At 40.0% G+C, this 14,894-nt stretch carries 13 protein-coding genes; 1 reads left to right on the forward strand and 12 read right to left on the reverse strand.

Features of this window, described 5'->3' with window-relative positions:
* Positions 1-158 precede the first annotated feature (158 nt).
* The 6 genes from SAE01_RS06710 to recN all read right to left on the reverse strand — a co-directional run bounded on the left by SAE01_RS06710 (position 159) and on the right by recN (position 8,100).
* Complete coding sequence (locus SAE01_RS06710) at positions 159-2,114, reverse strand: T9SS type B sorting domain-containing protein (protein ID WP_147202900.1); 1,956 nt, start codon at positions 2,112-2,114, stop codon at positions 159-161.
* Positions 2,115-2,255: 141 nt separating this feature from the next.
* On the reverse strand, positions 2,256-4,670 hold the full coding sequence (locus SAE01_RS06715; protein WP_147202901.1) for a TonB-dependent receptor plug domain-containing protein: 2,415 nt from the start codon (positions 4,668-4,670) through the stop codon (positions 2,256-2,258).
* Between the two features lie 103 nt (positions 4,671-4,773).
* Entirely contained in the window at positions 4,774-5,076 is a 303-nt protein-coding gene (locus tag SAE01_RS06720; protein WP_147202902.1) for a SemiSWEET family sugar transporter, read from the reverse strand.
* A 179-nt stretch (positions 5,077-5,255) separates the two neighbouring features.
* Positions 5,256-6,071 carry an enoyl-ACP reductase FabI gene (locus SAE01_RS06725; protein WP_147202903.1) on the reverse strand — a complete coding sequence of 272 codons (816 nt, stop codon included), beginning with the start codon at positions 6,069-6,071 and terminating at the stop codon, positions 5,256-5,258.
* A gap of 46 nt (positions 6,072-6,117) precedes the next feature.
* The gene (locus SAE01_RS06730; protein WP_147202904.1) at positions 6,118-6,339 is read right to left on the reverse strand and encodes a hypothetical protein; all 222 of its coding nucleotides are present in this window, start codon (positions 6,337-6,339) and stop codon (positions 6,118-6,120) included.
* Between the two features lie 105 nt (positions 6,340-6,444).
* Entirely contained in the window at positions 6,445-8,100 is a 1,656-nt protein-coding gene (recN, locus tag SAE01_RS06735; protein WP_147202905.1) for a DNA repair protein RecN, read from the reverse strand.
* A gap of 120 nt (positions 8,101-8,220) precedes the next feature.
* Here recN and SAE01_RS06740 point away from each other — a divergent pair, with 120 nt between their 5' ends.
* Positions 8,221-8,754, forward strand: a complete 534-nt coding sequence (locus tag SAE01_RS06740) for a Uma2 family endonuclease (RefSeq protein ID WP_147202906.1) — start codon at positions 8,221-8,223, stop codon at positions 8,752-8,754.
* Positions 8,755-8,762: 8 nt separating this feature from the next.
* Here the strand turns inward: SAE01_RS06740 and SAE01_RS06745 are convergent, their stop codons facing one another.
* From SAE01_RS06745 to SAE01_RS06770, 6 genes are all read right to left on the reverse strand, one after another.
* A complete protein-coding gene (locus SAE01_RS06745) occupies positions 8,763-10,250 on the reverse strand; it encodes a tetratricopeptide repeat protein (protein ID WP_147202907.1) in 1,488 nt (495 codons plus the stop codon).
* Positions 10,251-10,335: 85 nt separating this feature from the next.
* Positions 10,336-11,091 (reverse strand): zinc ribbon domain-containing protein, encoded by a 756-nt coding sequence (locus SAE01_RS06750; RefSeq protein ID WP_147202908.1) that lies wholly within the window; start codon positions 11,089-11,091, stop codon positions 10,336-10,338.
* Positions 11,092-11,244: 153 nt separating this feature from the next.
* Positions 11,245-12,345, reverse strand: a complete 1,101-nt coding sequence (locus tag SAE01_RS06755; protein ID WP_147202909.1) for a Nif3-like dinuclear metal center hexameric protein — start codon at positions 12,343-12,345, stop codon at positions 11,245-11,247.
* A 160-nt stretch (positions 12,346-12,505) separates the two neighbouring features.
* Entirely contained in the window at positions 12,506-13,702 is a 1,197-nt protein-coding gene (locus SAE01_RS06760) for a pyridoxal phosphate-dependent aminotransferase (protein WP_147202910.1), read from the reverse strand.
* Between the two features lie 92 nt (positions 13,703-13,794).
* Complete coding sequence (locus SAE01_RS06765) at positions 13,795-14,193, reverse strand: DUF1573 domain-containing protein (RefSeq protein WP_147202911.1); 399 nt, start codon at positions 14,191-14,193, stop codon at positions 13,795-13,797.
* 64 nt (positions 14,194-14,257) lie between these two features.
* The gene (locus tag SAE01_RS06770; RefSeq protein ID WP_147202912.1) at positions 14,258-14,740 is read right to left on the reverse strand and encodes a DUF1573 domain-containing protein; all 483 of its coding nucleotides are present in this window, start codon (positions 14,738-14,740) and stop codon (positions 14,258-14,260) included.
* Positions 14,741-14,894: the final 154 nt, after the last annotated feature.

The following is a 14,894-nucleotide window of genomic DNA, read 5'->3' on the forward strand; positions in this document are numbered from 1 at the left end:
TTTTTTCACCTGTTCTTTCGACATTTTAAAGCCAGTTTTTTAATTCTTCCAAAATAATTTTGCTGTTGTTGATGTCCACTCAGGCTCATCCCTTAAGATGTTTTTTCTATCTTATAGGTTGCTTAGTTATAGCTAGTGGTGAACGACCGCGAAAGTTTCTATCTCACCAAAGTAACCGTTCCTTTCTTTACTATTTTTTTCGATTGAGTATTTTCAATTTCAAGATAATAGACATAAGTATCTGCTGGCTGTTGCTGGTTGTTCATTTTTCCATCCCAGCCTTCGGTAGTCTCTTTCGCGGAGAAAACAGGCTGTCCCCAACGGTTGTAGACAATGAATTTAATCAGGCGATAGCCATCTGCAGCAAAGACTTTAAAGAAATCGTTTGTTCCATCGCCATTTGGAGTGAACGCAGTGGGAACGTACACGTCCCGGTAAACTTTTACCGTGGCAGTCGAAGAAGAGGTGCCGCACCCAACGGTAGAAGTTGCCGTAAGGGTGAATGCTGTGTTTTGTTTAGGGAAAGCCTTTGGTGAAACCAATTGAGCGTTGTCGAGGGAAGTTGGTGGACTCCATGAGCTATTTACTGCAGTTCCTTTAATGGAGGCATTTAATACAACGGTGTCACCAAGGACAATGGTGCGGTCAGGACCGGCATTGGCAACAGGATTTCTAAAAACGTTGATTTGAACTTCAGCTGAGTCTTTACAACCGTAAGTATTGGTAACAATTACTTTATATAAAGTAGAGTCGCGAGGCAATGCAATCGGGTTAGCTACGGCATCACTTGATAGTCCGACAGCAGGCATCCATTTGAAAGTGCCTGTGCCTGAAGCAGAAAGTTGAACGGAGTTCCCCTCACAGATTGAATAGATGCTCTGGGTCGAAATAGTGGTCGATGGAAAGACATTTAATTTAAAAGTATCTATTGAAGTACAACCAAAATAAAACGATTGTTGTAGGCGATAAATCCCGGTGTCAGCATATTTAATATTTGGAACAACGGACTTTGAATCATTGGACGAGTAACCATTCGGTCCTGTCCATTGAATGTTCAAAGCGGATGGGTCGGTTTCGGGTAAATGCAAATCCTTACTAAGACAACCGATAACATTCTGGGGTGCACGATGCGGTGGCACAGGATGAACTTCAGTATAAATCGGATTAGATACGACACGACAATTCAACGAGTTAATATTTTGTCGCTCTGCAACCGCCATACGGTACAGAATAGTGCCGATGCTTCTGCGAGGAACGGCGTAAGATAAAGTTGTTATGCCCGGCAAATCCTTCCATGTCTTGCCACTATCGAGACTGTTTTGCCACTGAACTACGGGATCTTTAAAGCCTGTTGCATAAGAACCATTAAGAATAAACGGATTGGTATAGTCTGCACAAACATTTGCAGGTTCAGTTTTACCATCAATCGTTGCTTGCACTGCTGGTCCACACATACTAAGGGTAATGTCATCCACTACAAAAGCATTTCCACAACCACGTTCAGGATCTGTCGAAAGCGTCAGCACAACCGCGTCTATATTAGGCGGAGTGGTAAAAGTCAAACCGTTCTGCTGCCAAACTCTTCCATCTCTGACAGGTAACTTTCCACTTTTTGACGTGGCTAAGACTACGCCTGAAAGTGACGAGACAGTGAAAGTAATATCCGGTAAAAGAGGTTTACCACCACAAGCCAGGTTACCCATCACATTTGCGAGCCAGGCGGAGTATTGATAAGTTGTGTTTGGGCACAAACCTGTTGCCGTATCTAAATGTATAATTACCGGGGCATGTGTAAGACCTAAAGCCCACGAGGCATTCACCAGCATATACTGTCCGTTTACATCTCGTGTGTGGTCGCCGGGCAAAATGTGCCAGGAATGTGCATCAGGAGTTTCGCCACAACCAAATATTAAAGTTCGGATAGTATATGAACCTGTGTCGAACGGGCAACCACCTACAAAGGATAGAGAAGTTTTTTCTTTGGGTACAGGTGCCTGGCGGGTACCAAACGTGACATTTACAATAGGATCTCCGGAGCTGCCATTACAGAACTGAGCTTTAAGTGCGGGTGAAATAAAAAAGATTAATAAGAACGGGACCAGGTAAATCTTCATTTTAACGTTAATCTTATTTTATATCAAAAATGCTTTAAAGCTGTGATTGTATGAATGTAAGCTAATCGCCTTAAAGACCATTCTGTGGGTTTATTTAGCTTTTTAGACTAGTTCTTAATTTAATGTGTTGCTTCTTATAACCTATTTATTATAGAAAGTAAGGGTTTTGTATATGCGGTCGCCGTGTATGGTAACACCAGTTATGGTAATCTTATAAGTAGTGGGAATGTCGCTTGTAAAGAAGCTAAGACTTACAGGTTCTTGTGTGCCGGTCAGTACGCTGCCATTCCAATAAATAGTGGAACGATTATCAACCTGCGGAATAGCCTTAACTTCTTTCAAATCATAATTAATCAGTGGAAACGATGAAGGTTTAGAAATTCCTTTTGCGAAAAAAGTTTGCAGGCCGCCCACATTGCGCCTGAAATCATCGCGGCGGTTATGACCCATGTTCACAAGTATCACTCCATTTCCGCCTCTGATACCATAGTTAGAGCCCTCGGGCCCCTTTAGGATTTCTATAAAATCTATGTCTTTTGGGTTGATACTATTTAGTGCTGCTATAACCGGGCTCTCATTAACGCCGCTCATATTCGGCGCTTGTACTCCATCAATTAGAAGCAAGGGTTCGGAGCTGGCGTCAGGTGTTTTTATTGATGTAAGACCCCCTATTACCAAAAATCGATTTAACATATGAACGCCTGAAGCATTTTGTACAATGTCGCCTACACTTCTTCTTTCATCAAGTTGATCTCCTGCAATCACCACAGATGAAGGACTCACTCTTAAAGCTTCGTTGTAGGCTACCTCTTTTTTCTTTTTTGCTTTGACGATTACTGAGTTTGCCAAATCTTTTCCTGCATAGTCAAGACTTGAATCCAAGTAGGCATTTTTATATTTACCGCTAAAAGTCGGGGTGTACGGAAAATAATTTTTCAGGGTAACAGGTGTTTTAAAGTACGGAAAGTGTAGCGGCTCTCGTTGAATGCTAATATTTTCTGTAGTGCTGTTGATATCCCGTGCGTGTATAGCGAACTCTGTGCTATCACTATAGTCAAATACGGGAAAAATAAATTTTCCTCCGGCATCCGTAGTATCAAACAAAAAAGTGCCTTTTCCGTCATTTGATATAAGTGATAAAATTTTATTTGGAGTTGCGCTTCCTTTTGTATCCACTGCTTTGCCCTTTATAAACAGCAGGCTGTCATCAGAACTGTAAGTTTGCTTAGCGTTATAACTGCCACCTTTTGGGAATGTATTGTTAACCAGAAGCATCAGGAGGTCTACCTCTTCCGCATTCATACTTCTTAATAAATTGGAAGAGGAGATATTTACCTGCTTTAAAATACTTAATGGATCAGTGATAGGTCTGTCAGCAGGAATTACAAATGCAGAATCTGTAACTGCTACAGAAAGCAGCGCGGGAATGGGCTGATGGTTAGCATCAGTAACTGAAATATTTAAAGCAACTTTTTCTCTTTTTGAAAGGGTATTCTTGAGCAGGGTAGGAGTTACTAAAACGTTGTGTTCTTTCATATAAATACTCCTTTCACTCAGCAGCTTTCCGTGGTTGTCCAGTAGATAAAATGTAGCAATTCCTTCTGGGAATTTTTGCTCCGGTATCGATACTTCATACAATCCGCGGCCAATAGCAACGTAGCACAAACTGTCTTTACTCACCCCAACTAGGTAGGTAACTACATTTTTCTTGTAGATACTATCTTCTAGTAATACTCTCAGTGTCTTGCTTCCGTTTTCCTGTTTTAAGACAGCTATTTGTCCTGCGAAAAAGTTGAAGGGTGGCAAGGGGCTGGTCGTCTGTTTTCCATTCCAGTTAAAAGAAGCTTTGTATCTTCTCAAGTAGGAAGGTGTAAATTCAAATTTGCCAAGACCGAGATTGTTAGATGTAAAGCGGGCAACAACTGTATCTCTTGAATCTTTGACAACTCCTTCGGCGGCGATCGGGTTTCCCTGTGCATCTTTTATTAAAACAGCAACGGTTGAATTTGCTCCTGTAATGATGCTGCCACCTTCGGGATAAAATTGTATTACCGGATCTCCGCTTGCCGGTGCCGTTGCTGCCGGGGATTGTTTTGTTATGACTCTACCATTGGATCCAACTACATAAACAGGTTTTACAACAGCATTGGTAGAATCTCCTTCTGCCATTTGTCTTGTATAAGCCCTTAACCAATAGTAGCCGGGGGAGATGGCCGCTGGTAAAGTAATCTTAGAATTTAGTTGTTGTCTTGCGGCATCTAACAATAGGGAGGTAATAGTGCTGTCTTTTTCGTCGACCAGGTCAACGAATAAATATTTGCTTTGCCTTGTTACTTTCTGCGAAATGGAGTTTACGAGGAAGCTTCTAAACCAGATATTTTCTCCAGCTTTAAAGATCGATTTATCAGTTTCCAGCAAAGCCTTTGGCCGGCCTTGCGTACGAATTTCAGTAATTAATTTTCCGGAAATGGAATCTAAAAAGTCTTGCAGCGGATCCTGTGCACGAGCGAAAACAGCAATGGCAAGGAATGCACACAAAAGCAGTTGTTTTTTCATTATGGCAAATATTTATAGCATCATTTTTACAACCGTTTGTTTTCGTGTCAGCCGCCCCTTAATCTTCTTAAACTTTCTTGGCGACGTGCCGCCTATCTTTCAATTACCGGTTAAACCTATACTTAAAATAGATAAGTATCAGCGAAAGGATAAAGACAATTGTGTTAGCCACTATGACCGGTCCACTTCCAATTGCAAATGCATACACAAGCCAGACGATAGTACTTAAAACTACAATTAACATCATCCAGATACTTAGGTCTCCAACACTTTTGGTTTTCCATGCTTTGTATACTTGTGGAATGAAAGTAATGGAGGTTAGAAACGAACCAAAATAACCAATGTAATCAAACCAATGAAGTTGGTAAGCAGGTATCTCAAGTAAACTGATTGACAAGTTTATCATCTTAAATGTTGCTTGGAAGCGGGTTAGGGTTATGAGAACTGATAGTGGGGGGGCCGAAGCTCCAAAAAGTTTTTTTGTGGAAGTGATTGCGACGCAACGATGTTGCTATGAAAGACCGAAGCAAGTATCGATATTTCTTTAAAAAAAAACTCCCCGAAAAGAGGAGAATTTTTAAAAGATTATTTTTCCATTTGTTCGATCACTTCGGCTGTGACGCCTGTAAAACTAAATCCCCCATCGTGAAACAGGTTTTGCATAGTAACCATTTTGGTAAGGTCACTAAATAGGGTAACGCAGTAGTTTGCGCAATCTTCAGCAGTTGCATTGCCGAGGGGACTCATTTTTTCTGCAAATGAAATAAAGCCTTCAAAACCTTTTACACCACTACCGGCCGTAGTGCGGGTAGGAGACTGGCTTACAGTGTTGATCCGCACTTTGTTCTTTTTCGCATACTGGTAGCCGAAACTTCTTGCAACACTTTCCAGCAAAGCCTTTGCGTCGGCCATCTCGTTGTAGTCGGGAAACACTCTTTGAGCGGCAATGTAAGTAAGCGCCACTACGCTTCCCCATTCGCTAATTGCATCCATCTGGTAAGCCAACTGCAACACACGATGAAAACTCATTGCTGATATGTCGAAAGTCTTATGTGTAAAATCGTAGTTTAAGGCAGTGTAATGATTGTTTTTGCGCATGTTCATACTCATACCTACGCTGTGCAATATAAAGTCAACTTGTCCTCCAAAATGTTCTATACTTTTTGTCAATAAGTTCTTTAAATCATCGTTACTGGTAACATCCGCAGGAATTACCGGGGCGTTTCCACATGTTTCTGCAAGCTTGTTTATTTCACCCATCCGTAAAGCGATAGGTGCATTTGTCAACACAATTTGTGCTCCTTCTTCATAACATTTTTCTGCAATTTTCCACGCAATCGACTGTTCATTCAATGCACCGAAAATGATACCTTTCTTTCCCTTCAATAAGTTGTATGCCATTACGAGTTGATTTTTGTTTTTATTAACAAGTGGTAAAAATAGAAATTCAATTCCTATTCTGAAAAAAGAATGTAAAATACAGCCAGGTAGAAAAAGAGTGCATAATAAAGCCTGTAGCTAACACGCCCGCAAAATATAAGATGAGGTTACCGAAAGTTCGATTAGCATAAGCTCGTTGCTTCAAGAAAGTGTGAGCAAAATAAACAGGCACAGCCACCATCAGCAGGTACAATAGAACAAACAGCTGCCAGTGAGGAACGTTCTTCATACATTTTAGATTGCTGATTTTGCGATTTTGAGAGTTGGTGATTTAGCTGTTGGAACGTTGGATAAAATCGATAAATAACTACATCTCACAATCAAAAATTCCTCTTTAGTTCATCACCATTTCTCTAGCATTCTCCAGGGCAGCTGCGGTAGGTTTTTCGCCGCTTAACATTTGTGCGATGGCGGTTATTCTTTCGTCTTGCGACAGTAGTCTAATGTTTGTTTTTATCGCATCGTCTTTTATTTCCTTGTAGACGAAAAAGTGCGCATCCGCTTTACCTGCAATCTGTGGTTGGTGTGTAATGGTGATTAATTGACGGTTTGAAGAAAGGTCTTTCATTATGAACCCAACCTGTTTTGCTGCTTCACCTGAAATGCCGGTATCGATTTCGTCGAAAATCAGGGTAGGTAAATCAATGGATTGGGCGACGAGCGATTTTATGCAAAGCATTAAGCGACTCAGTTCACCACCGCTCGCAACTTTCCGTATTGGTTCAAATCGATTGCTTTTGTTTGCATCGAAAAGAAATTCAATCGCATCGGTGCCATAAATATTTAAAGGAGCAGGCTCAACCTGTATTTTGAGTCTTGCGTTAGGCATACCTACCTGGTGCAGTAGTGCATTTACCTTTTGTTCAAGAGATGGTATTTCTTTTTTTCTCCTTGTTGAAAGTGTTTTTGCGGAGTCTTCTGCTTTTTGTAATAAAGCTTTTACTTCCTGTTCTTTTGTTGAAATAGTATCATCGATATTCAATACAGCTTCCAGTTTTTGTGATAGGTCATTTCTTATTGCTAAGAGATCGTTGGTGGTCTGAACGCCATGCTTTTTGAGCATTTTGTAACCCGCGGAAAGTCGTTCGTTTACCTGGTCAATTTTCTTCTGGTCGAAATTCGTTTGATCGTTTAAACTTTCTACTTCGTCTGCAAGGTCTTGCAATTCTATTTGCGCACTTTGAAGCCTTTGAACCAATTCAGGCAGATTTTTGTGATATCCTGAAAAAGCATTTAGTTGATTCGCCAGTATTTTAAGCTGAGGTACAATTGGTTGTTCGCTTTCCTTTAATTCAAAATATACCTTGGTTAGCGCTATTTTAATCCCTTCAGCATTTGTTAGGAGTTGAAGCTCACTTTCAAGGTTTTCAAGCTCATTTTCCGATAAACTCAATTGGTCAAGTTCATTAAAAACATATTGGTGGTAATCGAAGTCTTTTTGAAAGGTTTCCTTTTGTTTCTGCAATTGTTCAAGTTCATTCTTTTGCTTATCCCAACTGCGAAAGTTTTTTTGGTAGGTTGATAATAGCTCCGCGTTTCCTGCCAATCCATCTAGAACCTGCCGTTGAAAATCGGAATCGCCTAACTCTAGGGTATCAAATTGCTGGTGAAGGTCAACAAGAGATGACGCAAGCTCTTTTAATTGCTGAACGGTTGCGGGTGTATCATTTATAAAACCTCTCGATTTACCACTTGCAGAAATTTCTCTTCTAATGACCAATTCCTCTTCGAAATCAAATTCATTTTCAGTTAAAAATTTCTCAACTGCTTTTTTATTATCAACCGAAAAAAATCCTTCGACAAAACATTTTTTTTCCCGGTTTTGGAGAGAGGAAGTATCTGCTCTTTCGCCCAAAATAAGACTTAGAGCTCCCATTAAAATACTTTTTCCGGCGCCAGTTTCACCCGTGATGACATTTAGGGTATTTGAGAAATCGATATCAATTTCATCAATAATAGCATAGTTCTGTATGTGTAACCTGCGTAACATAAAGTAAAGATAGTTGCGATCAGCATGTTGTAAAATGAATTATCAACGGTGTGGAAAAACAGCGCTCATCAGAAAGTGTGGTTACGATTTTGACAATAGAAAACTGTAACTTTAGTCATTATGCAAGCCACTTTGCTACAAACACCTCCTCGAACCATTCTTGAAGTTTTTGAAAATCTTCCAGAAGGAACTCGATGCGAGGTAATTAATAAAGCTCTCGTAATGTCTCCTGCTCCATCTGATACTCATCAAAAAGTTCTGGGTAAAATCTTTACAAAGCTGCTCGGGTATGTAGAGGATAAAGGCTTAGGCGAATTAAGAATTGCACCGTACGATGTTTATTTCGATGAGGAAAATATTTTTCAGCCTGACTTGGTTTTTATTTCTAAAGAAAATACTTTAAAAATACAAGAACGTGGTTTCTTTGGGACGCCTGATTTAATTATAGAAGTTCTGTCTACGTCTAATGCAAACCTTGATAAAAAAGAAAAAAAGCGTGCATATGAAAAGTTTGGTGTAAGTGAATACTGGATTATAGAGCCTTTTGAAAAAGTTGTTGATGGGTTTACATTGGTTAATCAAATGTTTGTGCAATTGGAGACGAACATGGGTATTATCCAATCGAAAGTATTAGGATGTACAATTCGCTTTTAGATAAATTCTTACTCCCCTTTGCACCGGGCAATCCCAGATTTGGCCCGCTGATCTAAAGAGTCTTTATACTCATGGTCTCCCATGTCAAGACATTCCTTATAAGCAGCAATAGCAAGTGATTTTTGGTTTCGGTTTTCGTAAATATTACCCATCTGTAATGCCGCTCTTGCAGCATAATATTCAGTCCTGGTCTTTCCTAAATTGATCGCCTGCTGGTAATATTTAATGGCTTCATCGTCTCTACCCATATCGTCATAGACGCGGGCCAGCCGGTAGGTAAAGTCAAGTGCATCCTCTGGTTTTGGGAAGTCGTTTATCGTTTTTCCCTGCAATAATCCCAATGCTTCTTTTTGGTAGCCGCCATCATTTAAAATTCTTGCTTTGAGTAAAATTTCATTGGGCCACAATCCTTTTTTTGCATCTCGATAGGCTTTTTTGTCCGCATCACTTTCGGTGTTTCCGTTTTTAATTGTAAGGAGACGATAACTCTCAGCTTGCGATTTATCTCCTTTCAGGTAGTAGGCCCAGCTTATCTTCTGCGATACATCCTTTACATAAAACTTGCCTTTGTACGTATTCAAAAACTGATCGAAGTGCTTGATTGCTTCATCCAACCGCAGTTTGTGCAGTTGCACGAAACCCATCTCAAAATCCCATGCGGCAGTTTGCATGTATTCGGGTGAAATATTGCGAGCGTCGATAACCTTACCTGCATAGTCGGTCTGCTTACTATTAAGTGCGAGGTTGGTAGCGAGGTAGGTGAAAAGATGATTATTTACAACATCCAGTTTTTTTGCCTGGATTAGTTTGAAAACCTGCTCTGGTTTGTTTTCGACATAAAACATCAGGTAGCAATAGTAGAAGGTGGCCTCGCTGTTAAGAAGTTTAGCGTACGGATCATTGCTGTTGAGGAAGGACCGCATCACCTGCATGCCTTCGCTTATAGAACCTTTCATTCCAAACAAGCTTGTTAACCATTTGTAGCCTGATGGTATTGTACCTATCACTACTTCGATAGGTCCTGTAAGCATGTTGTTCGGCTGAAAGGCAGGATACTTTTCTTTGTTGTCTTTAATAAGGGAGTTTGCTTTCTTAAAGTCCCATCCTGCGCCGTAGCGTTCTCCAAATTTTATCTTTACTGCTGCCCGTTGTAAATAGGTCAAAGCCTTACTATAACGATAGAAAGGAGTATTAGCTGGCCCGGAGTCGAACGCTTCAATCCTTTTATCAAAGTTGTCTTTCCGGCCTGCGTACTCGGTGGGATCTTCGTTAAAAAATAAAGTAAAGAAGTCAATGTAGCCTTCTAATAAATCAGGGATAAGGTTTGTAGGATTTTGTTGTCTTTCCTTAGCAATTAACTCTTTGCCGGTGACTAATTTTAGTTTGATTATTTCTGTATAAGCCTCCCTGCAGGTTTGATTGAAATCGTATACTTTTTGACCGAAAGAAATTATGGAGAATAAACAAATTGTAATGGTAAATAAGGCCTTCTTCATTGGCTGTAAAGATATGAGATAAACAATGCCTACTAAAAAAGGGCATCCGTTGGATGCCCTTTTCACAATTTTATAAGTACTGATCTTATTTAGTTTCTACATTTTGGTGCAGTTCCTCATCAACAAGAATACGACCGCAGTTCTCACAAACTATAATCTTTTTATGTTGCTTGATCTCACTTTGCTTTTGTGGTGGAATGGCATTGAAACAACCACCGCAAGAATCTCTCATAACCGGAACAACAGCTAAGCCATTGCGATAATTGTTACGAATACGGTCATAAGAAAACAACAACCGCTCGTCAAGCGCAGCGCGGGCCTCACCACTAAGTTCTTTGTAGTGATTCTCTTCAATCTCCGTGTCGCCAATAATCTTTTGAAGCTCACCTTTCTTATTATTTAAAACACTGTCTTTGCTTGCAATCTGCTTTTTTGCAATATCCAGTACTTTAATTTTATCGGCAATCTCTTCGTTTGCATCCTTTATATGCTTTTCAGCAAGTTTCACTTCCAGGTGTTGCATTTCCATTTCTTTATTAATGGCTTCAAACTCCCTGTTGTTTTTTACATTCTCACTTTGCTTTTCGTACTTTTTAATAAGAGCTTCTGCTTCTTTTATTACCTCTTTTTTCTTTTCGATAAAATCAGAAATACCATTTATTTCCTCTTCAATCCGCGTCTGACGCGCGTGAAGACCTTGTATCTCATCTTCAAGATCACTCACTTCCATTGGCAATTCACCTTTCAAAATCCCAATCTCATCCAGCTTAGAATCAACTTTTTGCAACTTAACCAGCGAGCTTAATTTTTCTTCTACAGAAAAGTCCTTTACAGTAGCCATATCTTTTTTAAAAAATTTTAATAGTTATAGTTTTTCGAGGATTTACTTTTTGAAACCAGCTGAGCAACTCCGGTTGTTCGTCGTTGCGACGCACTACGTTCATCTTTTTGTGCCCTGGTTTTCCCTCTAGCAAAGCAAACAAAATCAGCTAACTCAATCAACGAAATAATTAACCGGGTTAGTCTTTACCTCACTTTTTAAGACGGCGAAGGTAGGAAATTTTGAATGTAAAACATCATGTAGCAACTCTACCGTAAATTGCTCACTTTCCCAATGCCCGATGTCTGCAAGAACCATTTTAGCTTCGGCGTCAAAAAATTCATGATACTTCACGTCACCTGTAATGTAGACATCAGCGCCGGCAGATAAAGCGTTCTTTATTAGAAAGCTTCCTGCACCGCCGCAAAGGGCAACTTTCTGTACTTCTTTCGCTACAAAAGGCGTGTGGCGGATGACTGAAAGACCAAATTGCCGTTTGACAGTTTTAAGGAAACTAGTTATTTCGATTGGTTCTGGCAAATCGCCAATCAGCCCGCTTCCAACTTCGTGGAAATAGTTGTTGAGCGCGATGATATCATAAGCCACTTCCTCGTAAGGATGTGCATCCGTCATCGCAGTAATTAACTTTTCTTTTAAGTATGCAGGAAAAATAATCTCGATTTTCTCTTCGTCATTTACCTCTCTTTTACCAACCTGCCCCGTATGCGGATTCGTTCCATGACCGGGAGTGAAGGTGCTTTTCCCTCTTATAATAAAACTGCACTCGCTGTATTTTCCGATGTTGCCGCCGCCCGCACTAAAGATGGCTTCACGCACTTGTTCCGCTTCCGCAACGGGAACAAACACGATCAGTTTCATTAGGTTGTTTTGCTTGTGCAATAACACCTTTCTGTTTTGCAGGTTTAGTTTGTCGGCCATTTTACCGTTGACACCTGTAAGTAAGTTGTCTAGATTTGTATGTATGGCGTAAATAGCGATGTCATTTTTTATGGCAGTTATGACAGCTCTCTCTACGTAACTTTTTCCGGTTAACTTCTTTAAACCAGAAAATATGATTGGATGATGAGCGACCACGAGATTGCAGCCCTTTTGCTTGGCTTCGAGTATAACTTCTTCGGTCGCATCCAAAGTACAGATGACAGCGGTACACTCCACGGAGGAGTCGCCTGCTATTAATCCGGCATTATCATAACTTTCCTGGTATGAGGAGGGAGCTAGCTCGTCGAGTACCTGGAGAACCTCTTTAATTTTCACTGTCGTTATTAATTGTTTGTTTATAGCCGCTTTGAAAAAAGATGCCAAATGATATGCTGATAAAGATTGCGACGCAACGATGATGCTATACAAGGCAACTGCTGGTATCAACCTTTTTACAAGTAATTTCTCACCTGCGCATAATCTACTGTTACAGTGGTTAATTTGTTTTTCCCGGGTAGATTTTCAATGCCTGCTCAAGACAATCCATTGCAGCACTAATCGCAGCCCGATTGAGCACATACGCTAGCCGTACTTCCTGTTTCCCCAGGCCCGGCGTGCCATAAAAACCTGTAGCGGGAGCAAGCATAAGGGTCGACTTATTGTACTCGAAATTTTCCAGCAGCCATTGGCAAAATCTGTCACTATCATCAATAGGCAACTTTGCCATTGCATAAAAAGCACCCCCAGGGTTTGGACAAAAAACACCATCCATAGCATTTAAACGTTGCACGATTAAATCTCGGCGACTCCTATACTCTTCTTTTGTGGTATTGAAGTAATCAGCAGGTAAATCAACTGCTGCCTCGCCGGCGATTTGAGCGAAACTTGGTGGACTTAAACGAGCCTGTGCAAACTTCATCGTTGCATCTAATACAGCTTTGTTTTTAGTAACAAAAGCACCTATACGCCCGCCGCATGCACTATACCTTTTGCTAATAGTATCCATGATAATCACATTGTCGTCTACATCTTGCAGGTGCATGGCACTGACCTGCTTTTCTTCGTATGTAAACTCCCGATATGCTTCATCAGAAAACAGGTAGAGGTTGTGTTTTTTAATCAGCTCTTTCAGTTGCTCCATCTCGCTTCTGCTATATGAATAACCAGTTGGATTATTGGGATTGCAAATAACAATCGCTTTTGTGCGTGAAGTAATAACCTTTTCAAAATCTTCGATAGGTGGCAGGGCAAAACCTGTTTCAATACGAGAAGTTATAGGGATGACACTTACGCCTGCTTCGACAGCAAATCCATTGTAATTGGCATAAAATGGTTCTGGAATGATAACTTCATCGCCAGCGTCGAGACATGTCATAAAGCCAAACAAAATAGCTTCGCTTCCACCTGTTGTAACAATGATCTGGTTGTAGTCAACCCCAATCCCTACTGACCTGTAGTATTGAACTAATTTCTTGCGATAGCTTTCGTTGCCCGCACTGTGACTATATTCTAAAACAGAAAAATCACTTTTTCTAACCGCATCCAACACCATCTTCGGCGTTTCAATGTCTGGTTGACCAATATTAAGGTGATAAACTTTGATCCCTTTTTTCTTGGCTGCCTCCGCATAAGGAACAAGTTTTCTAATTGGAGAAGCAGGCATCATTTCGCCTCTTTTGCTAATAGTTAACATGCCGCAAAGATAGTTGAGTGAAGTAGGATAGTAATTCGAAACAAAAAAAAAGCCACCGGGCTGGTGGCTTTATGACAAAAATGGTTTGGTAATTATTTTCCTGTTTTAGCTGTTGCTTTTGCATCAACAACTTCTCCGTCTATTGTCAACACAATAGGATCGGCAACTTTTGCAACTCTAACTGTAACTCTTTTAGTGAAGCTACCAACTGAAGCGGCATTGTAAGTGACCTTTATTTTGTTTGAAGCTCCTTTTGCAATTGCTCCTTTAGGGTACTCAGGTGTAGTACATCCGCACTCTGCAGTTGCATTTTCAATAACTACAGGTGTATTTGAAGTATTCGTAAAAGTGAACGTGTAGGTAGCAGGAACATTCTGCTTAATCTTTCCAAAACTATGTTTCACTTCCTTAAATTCAATAGGTGCTTTGCCTTGTGCAAAAACTACCGAAAGGCTTAAAACTGCAACAACTAAAAAAAGTACTTTTTTCATATTTAGAGGTATTAATAAAAAAGGTTGTCAATTAATTCGAACAACCTTTCTCTTTTAAATAATTTTATTTACTTGAAGTTTTCATTTTCTGAATGCTTGTATTGGCAGGAGCCGGAGTTTCTACTTTGTAACTAGTACCGTGAAACTTGATTTGTTTCGTCAATCCATTGTTAAAGAAAATGTCTACATATTTTTCAAATGCGCCTTCAGCATAACCACTAAATCCTAGGGTTACTTTAAAAGTTTCACCCGGGGCGTAAGTCTTTCCTTGTTCATATTTAGGCGTAGTACAACCACAACCAACTTTTACATTTTCAATCTTAATAGGCTCTGAACTGATGTTTTTGATAGCTACATCAAACTCAACTGGCTTACCGTAAGGAATTTTTCCGAAGTCATGATTTTCTTCTTTAAATTCAAGAACCTTCGCAATGTCGGCTTTAGGAGTAATTTGAGTACTCACCGCCGGCGTAGTAGCTGTAGTAGTCTGCGCATTTACAATAGCAGCAACAAATAAGCTGGTAAGAACAAGAGTAATTTTCTTCATTTGAGGAATGATTTTTAAGATTGTAAAGTTATTGTTTTTGGTAAGAAATAATGGTGCCTATTTTCTTACCCTTTCTGTTTTTAAGAATTTATTAATGGCTTTTAGTTTGGAGTAGTAACGCAAATACGACCTGTAAATTATATACAAGTTTAAT

The organism is Segetibacter aerophilus (assembly GCF_007991655.1).
Taxonomy (GTDB): Bacteria; Bacteroidota; Bacteroidia; order Chitinophagales; family Chitinophagaceae; genus Segetibacter; species Segetibacter aerophilus.

Excerpts from the sequence above, each read along its gene's own strand:
- SAE01_RS06710 (WP_147202900.1), bottom strand. The coding sequence starts at position 2,114 with ATGAAGATTTACCTGGTCCCGTTCTTATTAATCTTTTTTATTTCACCC.
- SAE01_RS06715 (WP_147202901.1), bottom strand. The coding sequence starts at position 4,670 with ATGAAAAAACAACTGCTTTTGTGTGCATTCCTTGCCATTGCTGTTTTC.
- SAE01_RS06720 (WP_147202902.1), bottom strand. The coding sequence starts at position 5,076 with ATGATAAACTTGTCAATCAGTTTACTTGAGATACCTGCTTACCAACTT.
- SAE01_RS06725 (WP_147202903.1), bottom strand. The coding sequence starts at position 6,071 with ATGGCATACAACTTATTGAAGGGAAAGAAAGGTATCATTTTCGGTGCA.
- SAE01_RS06730 (WP_147202904.1), bottom strand. The coding sequence starts at position 6,339 with ATGAAGAACGTTCCTCACTGGCAGCTGTTTGTTCTATTGTACCTGCTG.
- recN (WP_147202905.1), bottom strand. The coding sequence starts at position 8,100 with ATGTTACGCAGGTTACACATACAGAACTATGCTATTATTGATGAAATT.
- SAE01_RS06740 (WP_147202906.1), top strand. The coding sequence starts at position 8,221 with ATGCAAGCCACTTTGCTACAAACACCTCCTCGAACCATTCTTGAAGTT.
- SAE01_RS06745 (WP_147202907.1), bottom strand. The coding sequence starts at position 10,250 with ATGAAGAAGGCCTTATTTACCATTACAATTTGTTTATTCTCCATAATT.
- SAE01_RS06750 (WP_147202908.1), bottom strand. The coding sequence starts at position 11,091 with ATGGCTACTGTAAAGGACTTTTCTGTAGAAGAAAAATTAAGCTCGCTG.
- SAE01_RS06760 (WP_147202910.1), bottom strand. The coding sequence starts at position 13,702 with ATGTTAACTATTAGCAAAAGAGGCGAAATGATGCCTGCTTCTCCAATT.
- SAE01_RS06765 (WP_147202911.1), bottom strand. The coding sequence starts at position 14,193 with ATGAAAAAAGTACTTTTTTTAGTTGTTGCAGTTTTAAGCCTTTCGGTA.
- SAE01_RS06770 (WP_147202912.1), bottom strand. The coding sequence starts at position 14,740 with ATGAAGAAAATTACTCTTGTTCTTACCAGCTTATTTGTTGCTGCTATT.